Genomic DNA, 17,825 nt, shown 5'->3' with positions numbered 1-17,825 from the left:
TACGCTCCTGCCGCGGGTCTTATTTCACCCAGTTTCTTCGGTTCCACCACAACATTGTACAGGCAAAACCCAAAACCATACAAACAAAAACCGGCATTAAAAGGGCATGCGTATAGCTTCCGGCCATCCATTGGAAGATTGCAGACATCCCAAACATCAAGAAGCTGAACGTATCTGACACATAGACCGTACCTAGCGCAACTCCAACCCAGCCAAGATAGCAAATGATCGGACTTGGCATCACCGTGCATATCAGCCCTGTCAGGCTTAACTGCGCAAGAATAATCAGCATAAACAATCCGTAGGATTCCAGGCAGTACATAAAGGCGCCGGCTGGACTGTACGAACGATCCGGATTCAAAAATACGACCGTGTCCACGCTTGGCTTAAACAGATGCCCGAATAATTCACCGATAGCAAAAGTAGCAACCAAAAACATCGCCATGATGACAGCCAAATTGATCCATTTAGCCGCAAACAACTTCATGAACGATATCGGCCGGATCAGAACCAATCTCAGCTGCCCTCCGTGATATTCGCCATTAAAGCTGTCAATCATTAGAATCGGACCAATAATGAGCACCAGGAAAAAGGATACTTCTTTTAACAAAAACAATGAAAAATTTTGGGCCGTCAGTGGAACCGTCGATACATTATCAAATGCCCCGAGGTTCTGCATCATCAAAAACAAACAGTCGAGCACAACAATACCGACAAAGATTAGCATGCTGACGAAGGTTTTTTTTCGTTTCCACATGCGCTGCCAATCGCTTTGCAATAGCTGCATCATTTCTTTTTCCTCCTTAAATCCAGCGGTCCGATTTGGTGAAAATCAGGCGTGATACGGTCATCAATACCGCTGTATATCCGGCAATGACGCATATCATCCAAATGCCTGCATGCAAGTGCTTGAGCGCTTCTGCATCAGACATCATCACCGCGATTCCGCTGAACTGTATTTCCGATAGCGACAAATATTTCAGCATGACGGGCAGTCCCAGCCCCAACACGCGATTTGAGAGATCAAAGATCAAAGGATACCCCAGCGAGCAGAGCAGAAAGCCCATGCCTAGACCAATCGCCGCGGTCGACGAACGCGATACGACGCCGATGCCGATAAACACAGATGCCATACCAACAATGGTTGCATATGCCATGCCGTAGTAACCGAGCGTATAGAGGATCATATCTCCGTTTGGCACCGCATGATCGTAATAGAACAAAACCTGCTGCGGCGCGGATGGAAATAGAATGTATCCCGCTGCCACGGCGGTGAGCAAATAAACGACGAAAAACAAAGCCATCATGAGCGCGAACGCCATCCATTTTGCCCAAAAAATCTGGGTACTGCTGTACGCCCGGAGCATCATCATCCGGAGCTGTCCAGAGCGGTATTCCTCTGTGAAAGACAGAGTCAGCAGTATGAGCGCGACCACATTAAACACGACGATCAGCTGCTCGATCATAGCCATCACCGCAAAATTCTCCGCCGTTGTATGTTCCGGATTCCCCAAAGGGACTACCAAATTACGCCCCATGTAATACTTGGCTGTCGCAATAATAATGAACGGTATCGCAATCAGGAACAGCCAGACGATTTTTCTTTTCCACAACCGTTCCCATTCACTGTGCAGCAAGGCCGTCATGAGGTCATCATCTCCACAAAATGGTCTTCCAGGCTGCTGCTTCCGGCAATGTGCTGCCACTCTTCCTGCGTTCCCTGCCACACCAGTCTTCCTTCCTTAATGATGACAAAACGGCTGCAAATCCGCTGAAGCTCATCCAGCAAGTGGCTGGAAACGAAAAAAGTGATGCCATGCTTTTCATTCAGCTCCAGAATCAGATTCCGCAGCTCGCGGATCCCCATCGGATCAAGACCGTTGGCCGGTTCATCCAAGATAATAAGCTTGGGGTTGCCTAGGAGCGCCTGCGCAATTCCCAAACGCTGCTTCATTCCGAGTGAATACGTCTTGACTTTATCTTGACCGCGGCTGGCCAGACCGACAATGTTCAGCACCTCGTCCACACGCGCCTTGCGCTGCTCCTTCGGAATGTTGGCATGCAGCTTGACCAGATTCAGCAGATTGTCTCTTCCAGACATATATGGAAAAAAGATCGGCGATTCTACAATGGCGCCCACCTGTCCAAGCGCCTTCATGCGATCCCGTTGCACGTCAAACCCTTCGATGCGGATCCTTCCTTCTTCAGGTCTGATCAGGCCGGTAATCATACGGATCAATGTCGTTTTACCCGCGCCGTTCGGTCCGACAAAGCCGCAAACATCTCCCTGCATAATATCAAACGACATGTCGCCCACAAGTGTCCGACGACCGGATTTTTTGGTAACATGTTCGATTTCTAGTACTTTCATGTTCAATCCCCTCCTGCTTTTGATCTTAGAGGGCAATTCTAAAGAATTTATAACGTGCGGAAATTTTTTCAACATAAAAAGGCTCTATACTGAAATAGTTCTTGATATTGAGCTAGGTGGCCGCTACGGTTACGGATCGTTCTTCCGATCGCTGTTGTCTCCAAATTTCTTTGATTATAATTTTCAAATTTGTAGAAATTCGGAGACAAAGGCGACCGCTACCGCTTCTTCAGATCGATTCCGTCCCCTCCGCTACTTCGCTTCTTCTCAAGTACTTATTATTATTTTGAGCCTAATTGCATAGCTTTTTTGGTTTGCATAGCCTATAATACAATCAAGTCATTTCATCTTTTAAAACTATGTTTCATTGTATGAAACTATTTTATAAAGGAGGAGTTTATTATGCCCATGAATTTCCACGATCCTGACAATCGCAACTCGTATACAACGCGTAAGGCGGATGTATCTTGGCTTGAGCTTATTTCGGAGCATATGGATTTGAAAGGAAAACAAGCGGTGGATATTGGCTGTGGAGGAGGCATCTATACGCGGGCGCTACTGGATCTTGGCGCAGAGCATGTAACCGGCGTGGATTTTTCGGCTGAAATGCTAAAGGGGGCTGCTAGCAATCTCGCAGTCGTCGATCAGAAGGTAACCTTGCTTCAGGGGAATGCCTATAAGACACCTCTCACTTCAAAGCGATATGATATCGTGCTCGAGAGAGCTTTGATTCATCACTTGATGGATTTGCCCGTATGCTTCGCCGAAGCTCATCGGATTTTGAAGCCTGGCGGAACACTCATCGTTCAGGACCGGACGCCGGAAGATTGCCTTCAGCCCGGCTCTGACACCAACATCCGTGGTTTCTTTTTCGAGAAATACCCGCGTCTCGCTAAAAATGAGGTATCACGGAGACATCATTCTGAAGAGGTGACGAAAGCTCTGTTGGCCGGCGGATTCCATGAAATCCGGGAGCTGAAGCTGTGGGAGACACGGGCGGTTTTTGATCACCCTGAAGCCTTGTTTGCGGATTTGCGGCGCCGGACTGGCCGATCCATCCTGCATGAACTCTCGGGTGCGGAACTGGAAGAACTTATCGTGTATATTGCAGGAAAAATGAATTGCGACGGCAGCGGACCTATCATTGAGAAAGATCCTTGGACCATTTGGTTGGCTCAGGCGTAGCGGTATCCAAAACGCAAATAAGCTGTTCGCTATACAGCACTCAGCTTATTTTTTGGGGCAGTTCATCTGCAAATCAAAACAATTTTCGCTTGCTAATATTTCTTTAATTTGTTAATATAACTGACGATCGTTCGTTAGTTTGGAGGTGCTTATAAAATTGAAACTAGATGAAATTAAGAATGCGGCTCTAAAATATTTCACCATCCATGGTTATGAAGGGGCGTCCCTTTCCCAAATCGCTGAAGAAGTCGGTATGAAGAAACAATCTATCTACTCTCACTTTAAAGGTAAAGATGATCTGTTCCTGCAGGTTTTACGGAATGCGAAAGAAGCCGAGCTGGCTTCCAAAATCGAGTATTTCGATAAAGTCGATTCAACCGATCCCGAAAAAGATTTATATGGTTTTTTACGACTGGTCATCGACCTATTCCAAAAAAATGAGCAATCAAAGTTTTGGCTGCGCATGGCTTTTTTTCCGCCGGCACATCTTGCGAAAGCCGTAGAAAAGGAAGTCATCGAGATCGAGATGGAAATTCAGGCCATACTGGAAAGAAAATTCAAGGACTGGCTCGATGCCAAGGTTATACACGGAGATACGCCCAAAGTACCGACTCTCGCATTTGTGGGCGTCGTCGATACCATTATGATCAGTCTTGTTTACGACAATGACGAAAAACGGCTGCAGGATAAGCTGGAAGCCTGCTGGACCGTATTTTGGAGAGGTATTTCTCATCCATGATTCTTACAGAAAGATGTTGATATATATGAAGAAACCAATTAAAGAACAAAAAGCGATAATCATGATTCTACTAAGTAATGTATTCATTGTATTTCTGGGGGTTGGCCTCATTATCCCCGTAATGCCGTCTTTTATGGATATGATGCATTTATCGGGAAAAACGATGGGTTCCCTGGTCGCCGTATTTGCGTTGTCCCAGCTGCTGATGTCGCCGTTTGCGGGACGCTGGGTCGACCGTTACGGCAGAAAGAAAATCATTATCATCGGCCTATTACTTTTTGGCTTGTCCGAACTTGTTTTCGGGATTGGCACCAATGTATGGGTGCTTTATCTGGCAAGGATTCTTGGAGGCATGAGTGCCGCCTTTGTCATGCCCAGCGCTACTGCATATGTGGCGGACATCACATCCCTTGAGGAGCGTCCTAAAGCAATGGGATACATTTCTGCCGCCATCAGTACCGGTTTTATTATCGGCCCCGGTATCGGCGGCTTTATCGCGGAGTACGGGATACGCATGCCTTTCTTCTTTGCGGCAGCCATTGCCTTCGTCGCATGCTTGATCTCCATCTTCATTTTGAAAGAGCCGCTGACCAAAGAAGAGCTCGCTGAAATTGCGGCAAATGCTAAGCAAACAAGCTTCATCGGTGATTTAAAAAAATCGCTTCATCCGCTCTATTTTATTGCGTTTATTATCGTATTTGTGCTCGCATTCGGTCTGTCCGCCTATGAAACGGTATTTAGCCTGTTTTCCGATCATAAATTTGGCTTCACGCCAAAAGATATTGCAACCATTATTACGATCAGCTCCATCTTCGGCGTTGTGGTGCAAATCTTTATGTTTGGTAAAATGGTGGATAAGCTCGGGGAAAAGAAACTGATTCAAGTTTGTTTGATTGTTGGTGCAATCCTGGCGGTGGCATCCACCTTGGTATCCGGCTTTTTGGCGGTTCTGCTTGTCACTTCCTTTATCTTCCTGGCATTCGATCTGCTTCGTCCGGCTTTAACGACGTTTTTATCCAAATCAGCCGGGAAAGAGCAAGGATTCGTTGCGGGAATGAACTCCACCTATACGAGCCTCGGCAACATCGCCGGCCCGGCGATCGGCGGCATATTGTTTGATGTCAATATCCATTATCCTTATCTGTTCGCTGCCGTCATTATGGTCATCGGCCTTATTATCACTGTCATGTGGAAAGAAAAGCAATTTGGAGAAAATCTTTAGAAACATGTAAAAACGCCGCTACCCGGATACCTGATAGCGGCGTTTTTACATTCCCACAGCTGCAGAAATCATTCAGAAGCCTTTTCATTTTGTTTCACCCAGTCCGGGATATGCTGGGCAAAATAGGTCGATATTTTTCTTGCTTCCGTCAGAACCAAACGAATGTCATCATCATTTTCAAACCAATTTTGTCGACTGACCCGAATATCATCTTGCATGACTTGGATGGATACGCTCGGCGGAAATACCGTTTGATAGGTCATGAGCGCCCTTCTGGAAAAGTAAGATTTGCACACAATAAGGGCACGCTTCACTTCGATGTTATTCTCCCGAATCACCTGCCAGGAGTTTCTGGCGTTATCGAATGTGTTTCTGGCTTGATCTTCTTTGAGAATACGCTCTTCGGGAACGCCCAACGAAATACCGATGTCTCTAAAAAAATTCCATTCGGTTGTTCCAAGTTTCATATTGTATCCGCCAGACGGCAAAATATAAGGCGCCATACCGGCAAGGTATAATTCCGAAGCCATGGTCATTGGATCCGTGTGACTTCCCCCGGGAACAAGTATAATATCCGCTGGAAGGATGGGTTCTTCTTCCACGAAAACCAGATCTGTGAGACAATCAAAAGGATATTTCAATTGAAGTCACCTCCTTGTTGTTTGAATATCCCACCAACCAACCTTCACGTTGATTTCTATATATCATATGAAACAAGATTCCAAAGTGTCGATTACAAGAATCTATTGGACTTTAAAACCATCATTAGCGCATGTTTTTCCATTCATCCTCTAGAATGCTCATTTCGATTAGATTCCAGTATTGATCCCTATATTTTCTTGCATCTCTCAACAATCCTTCCTGCTTGAATCCGACTTTGCAGTAACATTGCACGGCAGAGTGGTTAAAATCAAAAACTCCCAAGCTGATTCGATGCAATTGAAGTTCTTCAAATCCGACTCTTAAGACGCATTTCACCATCTCTGTTCCAATCCCTTTCCCTCGCGCCAATGGGCTGAGAAGCACTCTTCCAACCCTCCCCGATCTGTTGTCGCGCTCAATTCTGCCAATGGTGATATGCCCGACTGCCGTTCCGGTATCGTCTACCGCTTTATATATCATGATCTCTGAACGATGTATGTCATTTGCGTCTTCGATATATTTTTCCAGCTGCCAATCATCTAACGGAAATGTAAAATGCGTCCCTGCCCATTGAAGTAGAAACGCTTCATCCCCGCTCCATTCTATTAATTCTTTAAAGTCTTGTCTTTCAAAATATTCAAGTTTGATCACGCTAAAGTCCTCCCAAATGACAGATTTATTCTTCCTGCAATCGACGGCCATGCATATAACTTCTGTTTTATTTACTCGGCAGCTCGTCTTCGAACGGGAACAGCAGCTTTTGGTTTTCATTGGTGTACATATTGTATTTGGTAATCACTTTGGAGCCGGTATCCAGCATTTTATCGACCTTCTGTCCTTTGGTGACGCTGACAGCTGTCTTGACTGCGAGATATCCCATATTAAAAGGCCGCTGGATAACCGTCGCCTGAATGACGTCCCGGTCGATCAGCCTGATCTCGCTGTTGGAATTGTCAAAGCCGATTAGGCTCACCTTGGTCTGAAGACCGAGATTCAGAATGGCTTTGCCAGCCCCCACCGTGGAAGGCTCATTCAAGGCGACAATGCCGCGAACATCCGGCTGCTTCAGCAGCAGATCACGTGTCAGCTCATAGGATTTCTGAACCTGCCCTTCACTGAAAATCGTAGTAAGGATATTGTGGTATCCGCTCGCTTCAAGCTCGTCCCTGACTCCTTTTTCGCGGTCCAGAGACGTTCCCGTTCCCTGAATATAGCTAACAATGGCAATCTTCTCGTCCGGTTCGACATGCTCCTTCAGGAGACCGGCCGATGTCCGCCCAGCTTCATAATTATCCGTGGCTATGAAGCTTCTAGATAGATCTCCTTGAACGTCGGAATCCACCATGATCAGCGGGATGCCTGACTCCACTACCTTCTTCGCAGCAGGGACGAGCTTGATATAATCGCTGGCGGCCAGCATAATGGCGTCCGGCTTGCTTGCAACAGCTTCTTCCAGCATACGGATTTGACCGTCCACATCAAGCTCGGTTTGGGTACCCATAATCTTGATGTCTGCGCCAAACTCCTTAGCGGCCGTCATCACCCCTTGCTGCAGCACCACCCAGAACTCGATGGTGGGATCAACGGTTTTGGGAATATAGATGATCAAAGGCTTTTTGGAATGAAGGGATTGCGACATCGCCCAGTAGCCGCTCCAGCCTGCAATTGTCAGCGAAACTAACAGAAGGCTAACCAGCGTCCATTTGGCCAATTTCCTCATTTCCCTTCACCTCCACTTGAATAAATGGAATCCGCAGCGTGACAACCGTACCCTCTTCACGTTCGCTTTCATAGTGCAAGCCATAATCATGTCCGAAATAAAGCTGAATCCGTTGATTTACGTTGGCGACACCCACTCCGCTGCCGCCGCTGGCACGCGGTTTATCCATCAAAATTGTACGCAGCTTTTCCGGATCCATCCCTTCCCCATCGTCGGTAATCGTAAGCACAATCGAATCATTTTCCTTCCATCCGTTGATTTGGATATGCCCTTGATCCGGCTTCGGTTTGATTCCATGGTATATGGCATTTTCTACGATCGGCTGCATTACCAATTTCAGAATAGGAGCGTCAAGAATATGTTCGTCGACATCAATGGAATAAGTAAATTTCCTCCGATAGCGCCTGCTCTGAATCGTCAGATAGCTGAGGATGTGATCCAGCTCAACTGAAACTGGCACAAGCTCCTCCCCCTTGTTGATGCTCAATCGCAGCAGTCTTGAAAGCGCTGTCGTCATTTCGACCACGTCATCCACTTTTCCGGATTCCGCCATCCAAATGATCGAGTCCAGCGTGTTGTAGAGAAAATGAGGCTGGATCTGCGACTGCAGCGCCTTTAGCTCACTCCGTCTTTTCATCTCCTGTTCCTCCACGATTTGGTTCATCAGCTCTTTGATGCGGGAGATCATCAGATTGAAGGTTCGGGCCAGCTTTCCGATTTCATGGGTTCCTTCAATATCCACGCGAATGTCGAAATTCCCGCGCTCCGCTTTTTTCATATGCATCTCTAGATTCTTCAGCGGCTTGGTCAGAGCATACGACAAAATGATGGATAGGGTCAGTGCAACGATCAGGCAGATAACGCCCCAAAGGACTGCAGAGGTTTGCATTTGATGTTTATTCTCGATTAATTCATCGGGATAGGTCACCGCAACGATCTTCCAGCCAAAGGATGTCGTAGCCACCGTATAAATTTTGCTTTCATCGGCTTTTCCCAGCTTGATGCTGCCCGACTCCATATCCAGCACGGTCTGCATCTGCTCGGATTTGAGCTCGGAATGAATCAGCTGCTGCTGCGGATGATACACCAGATCGCCCGACGGGGAGACGATAAAAACATACCCGCGTTGTCCAAGCTCAATCTGCCTGCACAAGTCATTAATGACGTTGTAGTTGAGATCAACAAGCAGCACGCCTTCCTGGGAGCGGCCGCTTGCCGGCAGCTTCCGGCTGATGGATACCACCCAGCGGTACTGATCCTCGAAAATATGCTGCACATGCGAAGGGGATACGACCTCTTGTGAAGACACCAGCGCGAGTCGGTACCAATCCTGCTGCATCCATTCCGACCTTGATTTCATGACCGCATGGGACTGATCCGAAACAAAATCCCCGTCCTTGTTCACATATAGAATAGAAGCAATATCTTCCCGGGACTCAACCACGGATCGCAGATATTGGCTGGCACCTCGCTTCATTGATTCATCCGCATCCCGTTCAGCCTGCGTGGCTTCTACATAGCGCATGAGATCACGGCTTGAGATCACAAGCGAAGCGATGCTCTCCATGTTCCCGATGTAGGTCTGAATGTTCAACTTAACCTGCTGAACCAGCTGGGAAGTTTTCTGGATGGAACTGCTCGTTACGGCGTTCGAAGACAAACGGTATGATGAAAAAGTCAAAATCGCCGTCGTGCACACAATCAGACAGGAAAAAGCGATAGCAATATTCATGTGGATGCTGCGCCGCCTAAACAATTTCATCAATTTCATAACTGAACGCTCTCCTGCTGATGCTGACGGTATTCTTTCGGCGTTTTGCCATTATTGCGTTTAAACAAAACACTGAAATACTGGGGGTCGCTGTAGCCGACTTTTTCGGCGATCTCATAGCTTTTCATGCGTGTTGTGCAGAGGAGTTCCTTGGCTTTTTCCATCCGGATTCTCGTCACGTATTCCACGAAAGTACCGCCTGTATGCTGCTTGAATAACGAACTGAAGTAGCTGGTACTCATGAACAGATGATTACATACCTGCTGAAGCGACAGCCCTTCATCATGATAGTTGGCCCGAATATATGCCTCTGCTGAGTCCATTTGGGAAAGGATATGGCTAGAGCGGTGTTCCGTCAAGCTCACCAGGATACTGCGGCTGATGTCTTCGATCCACGACTGTGCCTCATCAAGGGTACGGAAAGAGCCTACCTTGGAAAAAGCATCCGCCGGAATCAGGTTGGTATCGCCGAGTCCTGTCTCTTCCGTGTGCTTCATCATCGCGATCAAAATTTGGTACAGAATGCTGCGGCATCTGATGACCGAGATCCCTACCGTCTTCAGCTCATGGAACCAACCTTGAATGACGCTCGACACCTGGCCTATGTTGCCTGATTTCAATGAACTGATGAGCTGCTGTTCAAAGTCCGCAGAGTTTGCGGGTATTCCATGTCCGAACTCCACATCCTGTATGGAAATGACTCTTCCTTCACCGAGCAAAAATGTATAGTCCAAAGATGAGAGCGCTTCCTGATAGGATGATGAAATATCCTCCAGCGCATCACATCTCCTGCCGATTCCAACCGACGAGGGTAGTCTGAGGTATTTATCCAAACTGCTTCGTGCCTGATCAGCTGCCCACTGTGCCTTCATCTCCAGATGCTCCGGAGTGCCTTGAAGAATAACGGCCAATCGGTCATCCCGGGTCCGAAAAGCAATACCGCTTCCCTCCTGCTCCAGCTGCTCCTGTACGATATTATAGGCTGCGTACTGCAGCAGTTCCTGCTCATCGCGCAGCTCCCTTTTCCCCCGTGCCTGACCCAGATCCATCACCAGCGCGATATAGGACGGTCCCTTTAATCGAATTTGAAAATAGTCCAGCTTCCGCTGCAGCATTTCTCTGCTGATCCGTGTGAAAACCAGCCTTTCCATGAACCGTTCACGCAATAAAGGTAAACTCTCGTTCAGCTGGATCCGAAGCTGGCTTAAATTCCGCCGCTGCTGCCATTCCGCATCCAATTCGGCTTTCATTTGAAGCATGAGTGAAGTAAATTCGCGGGCATTGATCGGCTTCAGCAGATATTCCTGTACACGGTATGTAATCGCCTGCTTCGCATAATCGAAATCCTCGTAACCGGTAATAATGACGACCTTCATGTCCCGGTACCGCTCACTGATAATGCGGGCCAGATCCAGCCCATCCATAAACGCCATGCAGATATCGGTGATGATCAGATCGGGCCGTTCGATGTCAATGGCTTCGAGTGCATCCCGCCCATTGTCATATTCTCCAATGAGCTCAAACCCGCACTCATTCCAGGAGATCTTATTGCGGATCCCTTCGCGTACTTCATCCTCATCATCAATCAATATAACCTTGTACACCTGCGCTCCCCCTCGGTTCAGACCTGCAGCTGCTGTTATGACATAAACTGTAAATAGCATAACAGAGACTGCCTCTTTTGCGCAGCCTCTATTATGCTTATTTTTTCCGCTATTTAGCTTGATTTTTCAAGTTTATTCATACAGCAGCGGCTTGATTTCGTCCGAATCGATGTTGGACTTATCATACCAGTGGAATCCGGTATCGATGTCCTTCTCGACCTTTTCGCCCTTTATAGCCATAACCGCTGCTTTTACCGCCTGATATCCGATACCGATCGGATCTTGAGTGACCGCGCCAGCCATCGTTCCGTTCCGGATGGCATCCGTCTGCTGCTTACCGGAGTCAAAACCGACAACGACGATTTGACCGGTCTTTTTCATCTCGCTGACCGCGTTCGCAACACCGATCGCCGAGCCTTCATTGGCACCGAAGAAGCCTTTCAGATTCGGATGGGCCTGCATGATCGCTTTGGCCAGGTCGGTGGATTTCAGCTGATCCCCGCCGCCATATTGGATGTCGACAATTTTAATATTTGGATATTTGTTTTCAATCTCTTCCTTGAATCCGTCGCGGCGGTCTGCGCCTGTACGGCTGGTCTGGTCATGTACAACAAGCGCAATTTCACCGGATCCACCGATGAGCTCCGCCATTTTGTCGGCTGCAAGAGCAGCTGCCGCTTTGTTGTTCGTCGCCGCCGTTGCTACTGGGATATCGCTGTCCACGCCCGAGTCAAAGCCGATGACCGGAATATTACCCGCTTTGGCTTTCTCCAGTAAAGGTACAGCAGCTTTGCTGTCTAGTGCCGCTAAGGCGATAGCGCTTGGCTTTTTGTCCAGGGCTGTCTGAAGCATTTCGATTTGTTTATCGACCTGCGTTTCTGTTTCCGGTCCTTCAAACGTGATTTCCACGTCGAATTCCTTGGCCGCTTTCTCAGCGCCAGATTTAACGGCCTGCCAGAACTGATGCTGGAACCCCTTGGAAATGACCGGAATGTAAGGCTTGCCTGAGCTTGCCGCCTTATCTCCTCCACTGCCGCTGCTGCATGCGCTGAGCATCATAACGGCGGCCATAATTCCGCTCCAAAAGATCATTTTCGTGTGCTTCTTCTTCATGGTTTTCCCCCTTGTTTTCCATCGGATTTTACGGCCAATATGAAAGCTTTTATTTGTATGCAAACTCCCTGAAGGGAGCTGATACTGCTCGTTGCTATGCCGAGTTTTTTCTCCGGCGCAAAATATCCATATACACCGCAAGGATGATGACAAGCCCCACAATGACGGTCTGCCATTCCTGAGCCACGGACAAAATCCGCAAGCCGTTGGTCAATACGCTCATAATCAGTGCACCGATGACTGTACCGAGAATGGAGCCCATGCCGCCGCTCAGCGATGTGCCGCCAATGACTACCGCAGCGATCGCTTCCAGCTCATAACCGCTGCCAAGCGCGGGCTGGGCCGAGTTCAGCCGTGATGCCATCATGATGCCTGCAATTCCGCTGAACGTGCCTGTAATGACATAAATGACGACTTTCCAGAATACCGTGTTGACGCCCGACAAACGCGCCGCTTCCTCATTGCTGCCAAGCGCGAAGTTATAACGGCCGATAATGGTTTTAGTCAAAATAAAGCTCGCGACAATGGAAGAAATCAGGAAAATCCATACCGCGTTCGGAATTTCGAGCCCAGGAATGGAACCCATCGTAAGCTTGTTGAATACCGGTTTATCGGTAAAATAAATCGGCTTAGTGCCCGAGATGATCAGTGACAGCCCTTTGGTCACCATCATGACGGCCAAAGTGGCGATAAACGGCGGTATTTTCATTTTGGCAATCATTAGACCGCTGACAAGCCCGCACAGGGAACCCGCTAGGATTCCGCCGATCACGCCAAGTGCTACTGGTCCATTCCAGTAGGTAATGAATACCCCTGCCATGACTGAGGAAAAAGTCATCACCGTTCCCACCGAAAGATCAATGCCGCCGGTGATGATAACGAAGGTAGAACCCAAAGCCAGGACGCCGATCACGGCAGTCGACAGCATAATACCGACCAAATTATCGAACCTGAAAAAGTTGCTTGACAATACGCTGAAAACCAGAATCAATATGATCAGGCTCGCAAACGCCAGCACCTTCTGCCTCGCAGCTCCTTTGGTTCCCGTACTCCTGGCCTTCTGCCCGCCTGCTGTTGTCTGTGTTGATTGAAGCTTCACGCGTAATCCCCCCAATTCGAATTCTTTCTTTACATAACCCGCGACCGCATGGTCGCGTATTTCATGATCGACTCCTGCGTCGCTTCTTCAGCGCTGAGTTCTCCTGTGATCCGGCCTTCGCACATCACGATAATCCGGTGGCTCATCCGCAAAATTTCCGGCAGCTCGGAGGATATCATGATAATGGACTTTCCTTCAGCCGCGAGTGTTTCCAGCAGCTTATAGATTTCGCTTTTCGCTCCGATATCGATTCCTCTTGTCGGTTCATCGAAGATCAGGATATCGCAGTCCCGGGTCAGCCATTTGCCGATAACCACCTTCTGCTGATTGCCCCCGGACAGGAACTTGACCTTTTGTCCGATCCCCGGCGTTTTAATGGAGAGTGATTTCACATAATGCTCTGCTGTTCGGTTGATATGCGCCTCTTTCATCCAGCCTGCTGAGTTCCGGTATCGCTTGTAGGACGCAATCGCGATATTGCTGGCCACGTCCATATCGACCAGGACGCCATATCGTTTTCTGTCCTCGGATAAATAGCCGATCCCGAGGCGCACGGCATCATGCGGATTTTTAATTTTTACTTTTTTGCCGCGAATGAAAATGTCGCCTTGGTCCACGGGATCCGCTCCGAAAATCGCCCTTGCAACCTCGGTCCGGCCTGCTCCCATCAATCCGGCGAAGCCTAGAATCTCGCCCTTTTTCAAGCTGAAATGAATATCTTGCAGTTCCCTGCCCCGGGATAGTCCCTTGACGTCAAGCACGGTTTCCGAATCGGGAGGAACCGGAGCCAGTGACTCCGTTTCATACAATTGCCGGCCAACCATCATACGGATAATCTGGTCAACATCCATATTCCTCGCTGGTACTGTATCTACATATGCTCCGTCCCGCATCACGGTAATCCGGTCAGCGATTTGCTGAAGCTCCTCCATGCGGTGTGAAATATAAATAATGCCAACTCCCTGCTGTTTCAGCTGGGCAATGATCCGAAACAAGTCCTGGATTTCGGTTTCCGTCAGGGCAGCCGTCGGTTCATCCATAATCAGCACTTCCGATTGAAAAGATAAAGCCTTGGCGATCTCCACCATCTGCTGCATCGCCACGCTTAGTTCTGAGACGAGAATTCTGGGATCCAGCTTCAGATTCATCTCTTCAAACTGCCTGCTGGCTCTTAGATTCATCTCATGATCATCGACCAGAAAACCAATCTTTCTTGGTTCGCGGCCGAGATAGATATTTTGGGCAATCGTCAGATGGGGCAGCAGGTTCAGCTCCTGATGAATCATGCTGATCCCGCGGTCTCTTGCCGCACGGGTATTTGGCAGTTCGATTTCCTCTCCTTTATAGACAATCCGTCCCGCATCCTTGGTGTACACGCCGGTCGTGATCTTCATCAGTGTGGATTTGCCGGCACCGTTCTCTCCAACTAGGGCATGCACCTCGCCTGGCATCAGCTCAAACTGGCACTGCTTCAAAGCGTGCACACCCGGAAAGCTCTTTTCGATTCCTTCCAGTTTCAGTAAAGCATTCACTTGTATTCCCCCCGTTTCTGCGGTTTCGATATGTATGGGAAGCGTTTTCAATTATTTAGCTTCATTGTACCGGGATGTCGAAAAGACGAATATGGAATAATCTCTTCAAAAAAGTTGAAAAATTTATGATCTGCTTCTTTGCAAAAAAACAAATCACAAAAAAAACGGATGCTCGTTTGGCGACGGTCATCCGGCACTGGGTAACCCCACAAAAAAAAGAAACCTTAAAAGGCTTACGCCTATCAAAGTTTCCTTAGTTAATGCGAAAATAGATCTAGTTTCTGTCTAGGCTTGAAGCCCACTGTCTAAAACAAGTCAATATTTCTTCTAAATTCCTTGCTCCACCTGCACCATGAAATACTCCATCCCTGTCACTCCAAAGCTATGTTCCCAATCACCGTTACAGTTTTGAAAATACCAATCTTGAAGCCATCTTAAATGGAATTGACTTACCATTGACATGAGGTGTAGACACATTCTGCTTCGTACGGGGTCTTGTTCTTCATCCTATCGTAGATGATGTTAACGAGCCGGCTAATACTTCTCAATCTCATCGAGTTGTAGTACCATCATCGATTTAGTTGCGCCATCATCATCTACAAATTCAACCTCATAAGCTTCGTTCGGAATTTCATGTACAGAGACAATCACCCCGATGTCACCTTTTTTTAATCCTTCATTTGGGTAATCATTCAATATCACGACAGTATCGAGTTCATTAAATCTCATTTAATCACCTACTTCACATAAATTGTTGTCATTTGTGGAACATCCGAATCTGGTTTTATAATCCAGCCGGTTCTAACTGTTGTCGTATTACCATTTGGACCTTTAATTTGCATATCCACAGTGTACCGTTGTCCATATTTATCAGCTTTACCTAAAACAGCTTCACTTTGAGGCAATTTCTCTTTAACTTGTTTTATCAAGTCATCGGCGTTAGATTTATTGTAACCTAAAGCACTTTCAAACACTTTAGCTTTGTTGCCCCCAACTGGATGATCTGGATTTAGAGCATAATCTGTAAGTTTTCTTGGGTTTATCTGCGCATTTCCAAAGTTAGGTAAGCCATTATCGACTTTACCCGGCCCCTCATCGGCTTTATCCTGATTCGAGGTATCGTCATCCGACTTCTTGGGATCGTCATGCTGATTCTTGGGATCGTCCGAATGCTTTCCCGGCCCTTCACTATGGCTCTTCGGGGGTTTCGGATGAACCGGGACCTCGACTTTTGGCTTGCGGAAACCGAGCTTATCCAGAAGCTTGCGCCCAAAGCGGCTCCCTTTCGCTCCCGCCCATCCTAGCGCTTTGCCGAATGGGATTCGGTTTAGTGCAAAGTTTATTCCGAAAGAAAGAGCTCTTTCGGGAGTCAGCAGCTTCTTCGGATCACGGATATAACCGGCAATCTCATGTCCGCTCCCAGCGAGCCACATTCCCGTCATTGCGATGCTCAAAGCTGACCCGAATCCGACGAACATCATTGACAAGGCAAGGGCTCCGAGCAAGATTGCGACCTGTTCATACCAATGAAGGTGATCCCACCAATTCTGCAGCGAATCGAACATACAGGCGAAACATGCCGGTTCACTTCCAAACGTTTGAGCCCCGATGCCTGCGAACAGACCAGCCACTAATAGAATTATAGCGAGTCCGGTTAACGCCTGACAAAGAGCTTTTACCCTGGCATCGATAGGTTCCTGTCTGCCGGCCGCTTCTTCATTTCCATAAAGCATATGAAATCCAAGCTCCCTGCGCTCCCGGTAAAATCCGAGCCAATAGATGAACTTTCCCCGCTCCAGACAAAATGAGCGGATCATATTCCACAGCTCGGTAAACGGATTAAGAAGCGGTTCGTTCGGCAGTGACGGAAGGCGGTTTCGTACCTTGTTCAGCGACCAGTAGTCGGTAAAAATCGATGCGGCCAGCATCAGCAGGAAAGCAGGCTGAGTTTTATAACCGCTGCCGGTCCAGTGATGAATCCGCAACACCCAACCCGGCAGCTGGTGCTGACCGTTATAAGCCGCGTGATCCAGTATGGCCCAAAGCAAAATGATTACCGGGAACAGAAAAACCCATTTCGTCAATTTTGTCCGCAGCCGATAGGCGATTCCGCATGCAAGCGCGATCATGGCGGTATGTACGGGATGACCGACAGTCATTAGCGTTGGAAAAAAGCTTTCTTCGAAACGCCCGGGAAATAGTGAAAACAAGTCCCAATGGATCGTTTTTCCACCCAGCCATGTATAACTGTAGCCGAAGGCGCCGGAACTCTGCCATCTCCGAGAAAGTTCCTCCATGAGTTGGAAGCCGACGCCGGTCGCCGCCCCGATGAGCGTGTAATCGCTTAAACTCAAGGCGGAAGCTCGACGCGAGAACAACAGAAATATGCCTAGCGGAAGGAGCTTCCACAATTCTTCGAAAATTGGCGTGATCACGGCAATGGACCAGGTATCGGATGTTTTTCCGCCGAAAAGTACGTGGAGAGCATTGACCGTAAGCGTCGTAAACGGCACGACCAGAAAAACGCCTGACAGTACGAACAGAACGATCGGCTTCCACTGCATCGTTTTGCTTCGGCACAGAACCCAAAATTGCAGCAGCACATAAAACGACCATAAATATTGAACCAGCATGGTGCGCGATTCTTTAACGAAAAACAAACTTAAAACAAACATGATCAGCGATAACCAGGAAAAAATCGTGTACACTGTTTTAATAAACGGGTACTTCGCAACCCATGATCGGCAAGTTCGAATGATAGCCTCAAGAAAATCCCGAATTCCGGTTCGGATGGACCAGATCGTATTCATTGCGGACGCCTCCTTTG

Annotated in this window: 17 protein-coding genes; 3 read left to right on the top strand and 14 right to left on the bottom strand. The window is 48.0% G+C overall.

Translation table 11 applies throughout. From position 1 onward, the window contains the following. Nucleotides 1–19: 19 nt before the first annotated feature. From MUG84_RS04495 to MUG84_RS04485, 3 genes are read right to left on the bottom strand one after another with little or no spacing between them, the layout of a single operon-like run. A complete protein-coding gene (locus MUG84_RS04495) occupies nt 20–790 on the bottom strand; it encodes an ABC transporter permease (protein ID WP_244720805.1) in 771 nt (256 codons plus the stop codon). Nucleotides 791–803: 13 nt separating this feature from the next. Beyond that, nucleotides 804–1,646: an ABC transporter permease gene (locus tag MUG84_RS04490; RefSeq protein WP_244720803.1), complete on the bottom strand. Its 843-nt coding sequence runs from the start codon at nt 1,644–1,646 to the stop codon at nt 804–806. After that, on the bottom strand, nt 1,643–2,371 hold the full coding sequence (locus MUG84_RS04485) for an ABC transporter ATP-binding protein (RefSeq protein ID WP_425313132.1): 729 nt from the start codon (nt 2,369–2,371) through the stop codon (nt 1,643–1,645). Before MUG84_RS04485 ends, MUG84_RS04490 begins: the two co-directional genes overlap by 4 nt. Nucleotides 2,372–2,773: 402 nt before the next feature. Here MUG84_RS04485 and MUG84_RS04480 point away from each other — a divergent pair, with 402 nt between their 5' ends. The 3 genes from MUG84_RS04480 (at nt 2,774) to MUG84_RS04470 (ending at nt 5,517) form a co-directional block, all read left to right on the top strand. Beyond that, a complete protein-coding gene (locus MUG84_RS04480) occupies nt 2,774–3,556 on the top strand; it encodes a class I SAM-dependent methyltransferase (RefSeq protein WP_244720799.1) in 783 nt (260 codons plus the stop codon). A 157-nt stretch (nt 3,557–3,713) separates the two neighbouring features. Then, complete coding sequence (locus tag MUG84_RS04475) at nt 3,714–4,295, top strand: TetR/AcrR family transcriptional regulator (RefSeq protein WP_244720797.1); 582 nt, start codon at nt 3,714–3,716, stop codon at nt 4,293–4,295. A 25-nt stretch (nt 4,296–4,320) separates the two neighbouring features. After that, nucleotides 4,321–5,517 (top strand): MFS transporter, encoded by a 1,197-nt coding sequence (locus MUG84_RS04470; protein ID WP_244720795.1) that lies wholly within the window; start codon nt 4,321–4,323, stop codon nt 5,515–5,517. A gap of 68 nt (nt 5,518–5,585) precedes the next feature. On the opposite strand, the gene MUG84_RS04465 is transcribed toward MUG84_RS04470, so the two are convergent. The 11 genes from MUG84_RS04465 to MUG84_RS04415 all read right to left on the bottom strand — a co-directional run bounded on the left by MUG84_RS04465 (nt 5,586) and on the right by MUG84_RS04415 (nt 17,808). Further along, a complete protein-coding gene (locus MUG84_RS04465; protein WP_244720791.1) occupies nt 5,586–6,158 on the bottom strand; it encodes a YdcF family protein in 573 nt (190 codons plus the stop codon). Between the two features lie 124 nt (nt 6,159–6,282). Next, the gene (locus MUG84_RS04460; RefSeq protein ID WP_244720773.1) at nt 6,283–6,810 is read right to left on the bottom strand and encodes a GNAT family N-acetyltransferase; all 528 of its coding nucleotides are present in this window, start codon (nt 6,808–6,810) and stop codon (nt 6,283–6,285) included. Nucleotides 6,811–6,877: 67 nt separating this feature from the next. Further along, entirely contained in the window at nt 6,878–7,879 is a 1,002-nt protein-coding gene (locus tag MUG84_RS04455) for a substrate-binding domain-containing protein (RefSeq protein ID WP_244720770.1), read from the bottom strand. After that, nucleotides 7,848–9,650: a cache domain-containing sensor histidine kinase gene (locus tag MUG84_RS04450; RefSeq protein ID WP_244720767.1), complete on the bottom strand. Its 1,803-nt coding sequence runs from the start codon at nt 9,648–9,650 to the stop codon at nt 7,848–7,850. Before MUG84_RS04450 ends, MUG84_RS04455 begins: the two co-directional genes overlap by 32 nt. Further along, nucleotides 9,647–11,314, bottom strand: a complete 1,668-nt coding sequence (locus MUG84_RS04445) for a response regulator (protein ID WP_244720764.1) — start codon at nt 11,312–11,314, stop codon at nt 9,647–9,649. The genes MUG84_RS04450 and MUG84_RS04445 overlap by 4 nt, the downstream gene beginning before the upstream one ends. A gap of 72 nt (nt 11,315–11,386) precedes the next feature. Further along, complete coding sequence (locus tag MUG84_RS04440) at nt 11,387–12,367, bottom strand: ABC transporter substrate-binding protein (RefSeq protein ID WP_425313131.1); 981 nt, start codon at nt 12,365–12,367, stop codon at nt 11,387–11,389. 94 nt (nt 12,368–12,461) lie between these two features. Further along, nucleotides 12,462–13,385, bottom strand: coding sequence for an ABC transporter permease (locus tag MUG84_RS04435; RefSeq protein ID WP_244720981.1), 924 nt, complete (start codon nt 13,383–13,385; stop codon nt 12,462–12,464). Between the two features lie 110 nt (nt 13,386–13,495). Further along, nucleotides 13,496–14,998: a sugar ABC transporter ATP-binding protein gene (locus tag MUG84_RS04430; RefSeq protein ID WP_244720761.1), complete on the bottom strand. Its 1,503-nt coding sequence runs from the start codon at nt 14,996–14,998 to the stop codon at nt 13,496–13,498. Nucleotides 14,999–15,325: 327 nt separating this feature from the next. Further along, nucleotides 15,326–15,454 (bottom strand): Imm53 family immunity protein, encoded by a 129-nt coding sequence (locus MUG84_RS04425; protein WP_244720978.1) that lies wholly within the window; start codon nt 15,452–15,454, stop codon nt 15,326–15,328. A 78-nt stretch (nt 15,455–15,532) separates the two neighbouring features. Then, on the bottom strand, nt 15,533–15,727 hold the full coding sequence (locus MUG84_RS04420) for a DUF4926 domain-containing protein (RefSeq protein WP_244720758.1): 195 nt from the start codon (nt 15,725–15,727) through the stop codon (nt 15,533–15,535). A gap of 8 nt (nt 15,728–15,735) precedes the next feature. Next, nucleotides 15,736–17,808 (bottom strand): DUF6883 domain-containing protein, encoded by a 2,073-nt coding sequence (locus MUG84_RS04415; protein WP_244720754.1) that lies wholly within the window; start codon nt 17,806–17,808, stop codon nt 15,736–15,738. Nucleotides 17,809–17,825: the final 17 nt, after the last annotated feature.

The sequence above is a fragment of the Paenibacillus mangrovi genome (assembly GCF_022898935.1).
Taxonomy (GTDB): Bacteria; Bacillota; Bacilli; order Paenibacillales; family Paenibacillaceae; genus Paenibacillus_AQ; species Paenibacillus_AQ mangrovi.
Note: the sequence above shows the minus strand (reverse complement) of the source record. Positions and strands in the feature narration are given on the sequence as shown.

Bases quoted from the DNA above. Each gene is read 5' to 3' on its own strand.
- MUG84_RS04495 (WP_244720805.1), bottom strand. From the start codon at position 790: ATGATGCAGCTATTGCAAAGCGATTGGCAGCGCATGTGGAAACGAAAA.
- MUG84_RS04490 (WP_244720803.1), bottom strand. From the start codon at position 1,646: ATGACGGCCTTGCTGCACAGTGAATGGGAACGGTTGTGGAAAAGAAAA.
- MUG84_RS04485 (WP_425313132.1), bottom strand. From the start codon at position 2,371: ATGAAAGTACTAGAAATCGAACATGTTACCAAAAAATCCGGTCGTCGG.
- MUG84_RS04480 (WP_244720799.1), top strand. From the start codon at position 2,774: ATGCCCATGAATTTCCACGATCCTGACAATCGCAACTCGTATACAACG.
- MUG84_RS04470 (WP_244720795.1), top strand. From the start codon at position 4,321: ATGAAGAAACCAATTAAAGAACAAAAAGCGATAATCATGATTCTACTA.
- MUG84_RS04455 (WP_244720770.1), bottom strand. From the start codon at position 7,879: ATGAGGAAATTGGCCAAATGGACGCTGGTTAGCCTTCTGTTAGTTTCG.
- MUG84_RS04450 (WP_244720767.1), bottom strand. From the start codon at position 9,650: ATGAAATTGATGAAATTGTTTAGGCGGCGCAGCATCCACATGAATATT.
- MUG84_RS04445 (WP_244720764.1), bottom strand. From the start codon at position 11,314: ATGCTATTTACAGTTTATGTCATAACAGCAGCTGCAGGTCTGAACCGA.
- MUG84_RS04440 (WP_425313131.1), bottom strand. From the start codon at position 12,367: ATGAAGAAGAAGCACACGAAAATGATCTTTTGGAGCGGAATTATGGCC.
- MUG84_RS04425 (WP_244720978.1), bottom strand. From the start codon at position 15,454: ATGGTAAGTCAATTCCATTTAAGATGGCTTCAAGATTGGTATTTTCAA.
- MUG84_RS04420 (WP_244720758.1), bottom strand. From the start codon at position 15,727: ATGAGATTTAATGAACTCGATACTGTCGTGATATTGAATGATTACCCA.
- MUG84_RS04415 (WP_244720754.1), bottom strand. From the start codon at position 17,808: ATGAATACGATCTGGTCCATCCGAACCGGAATTCGGGATTTTCTTGAG.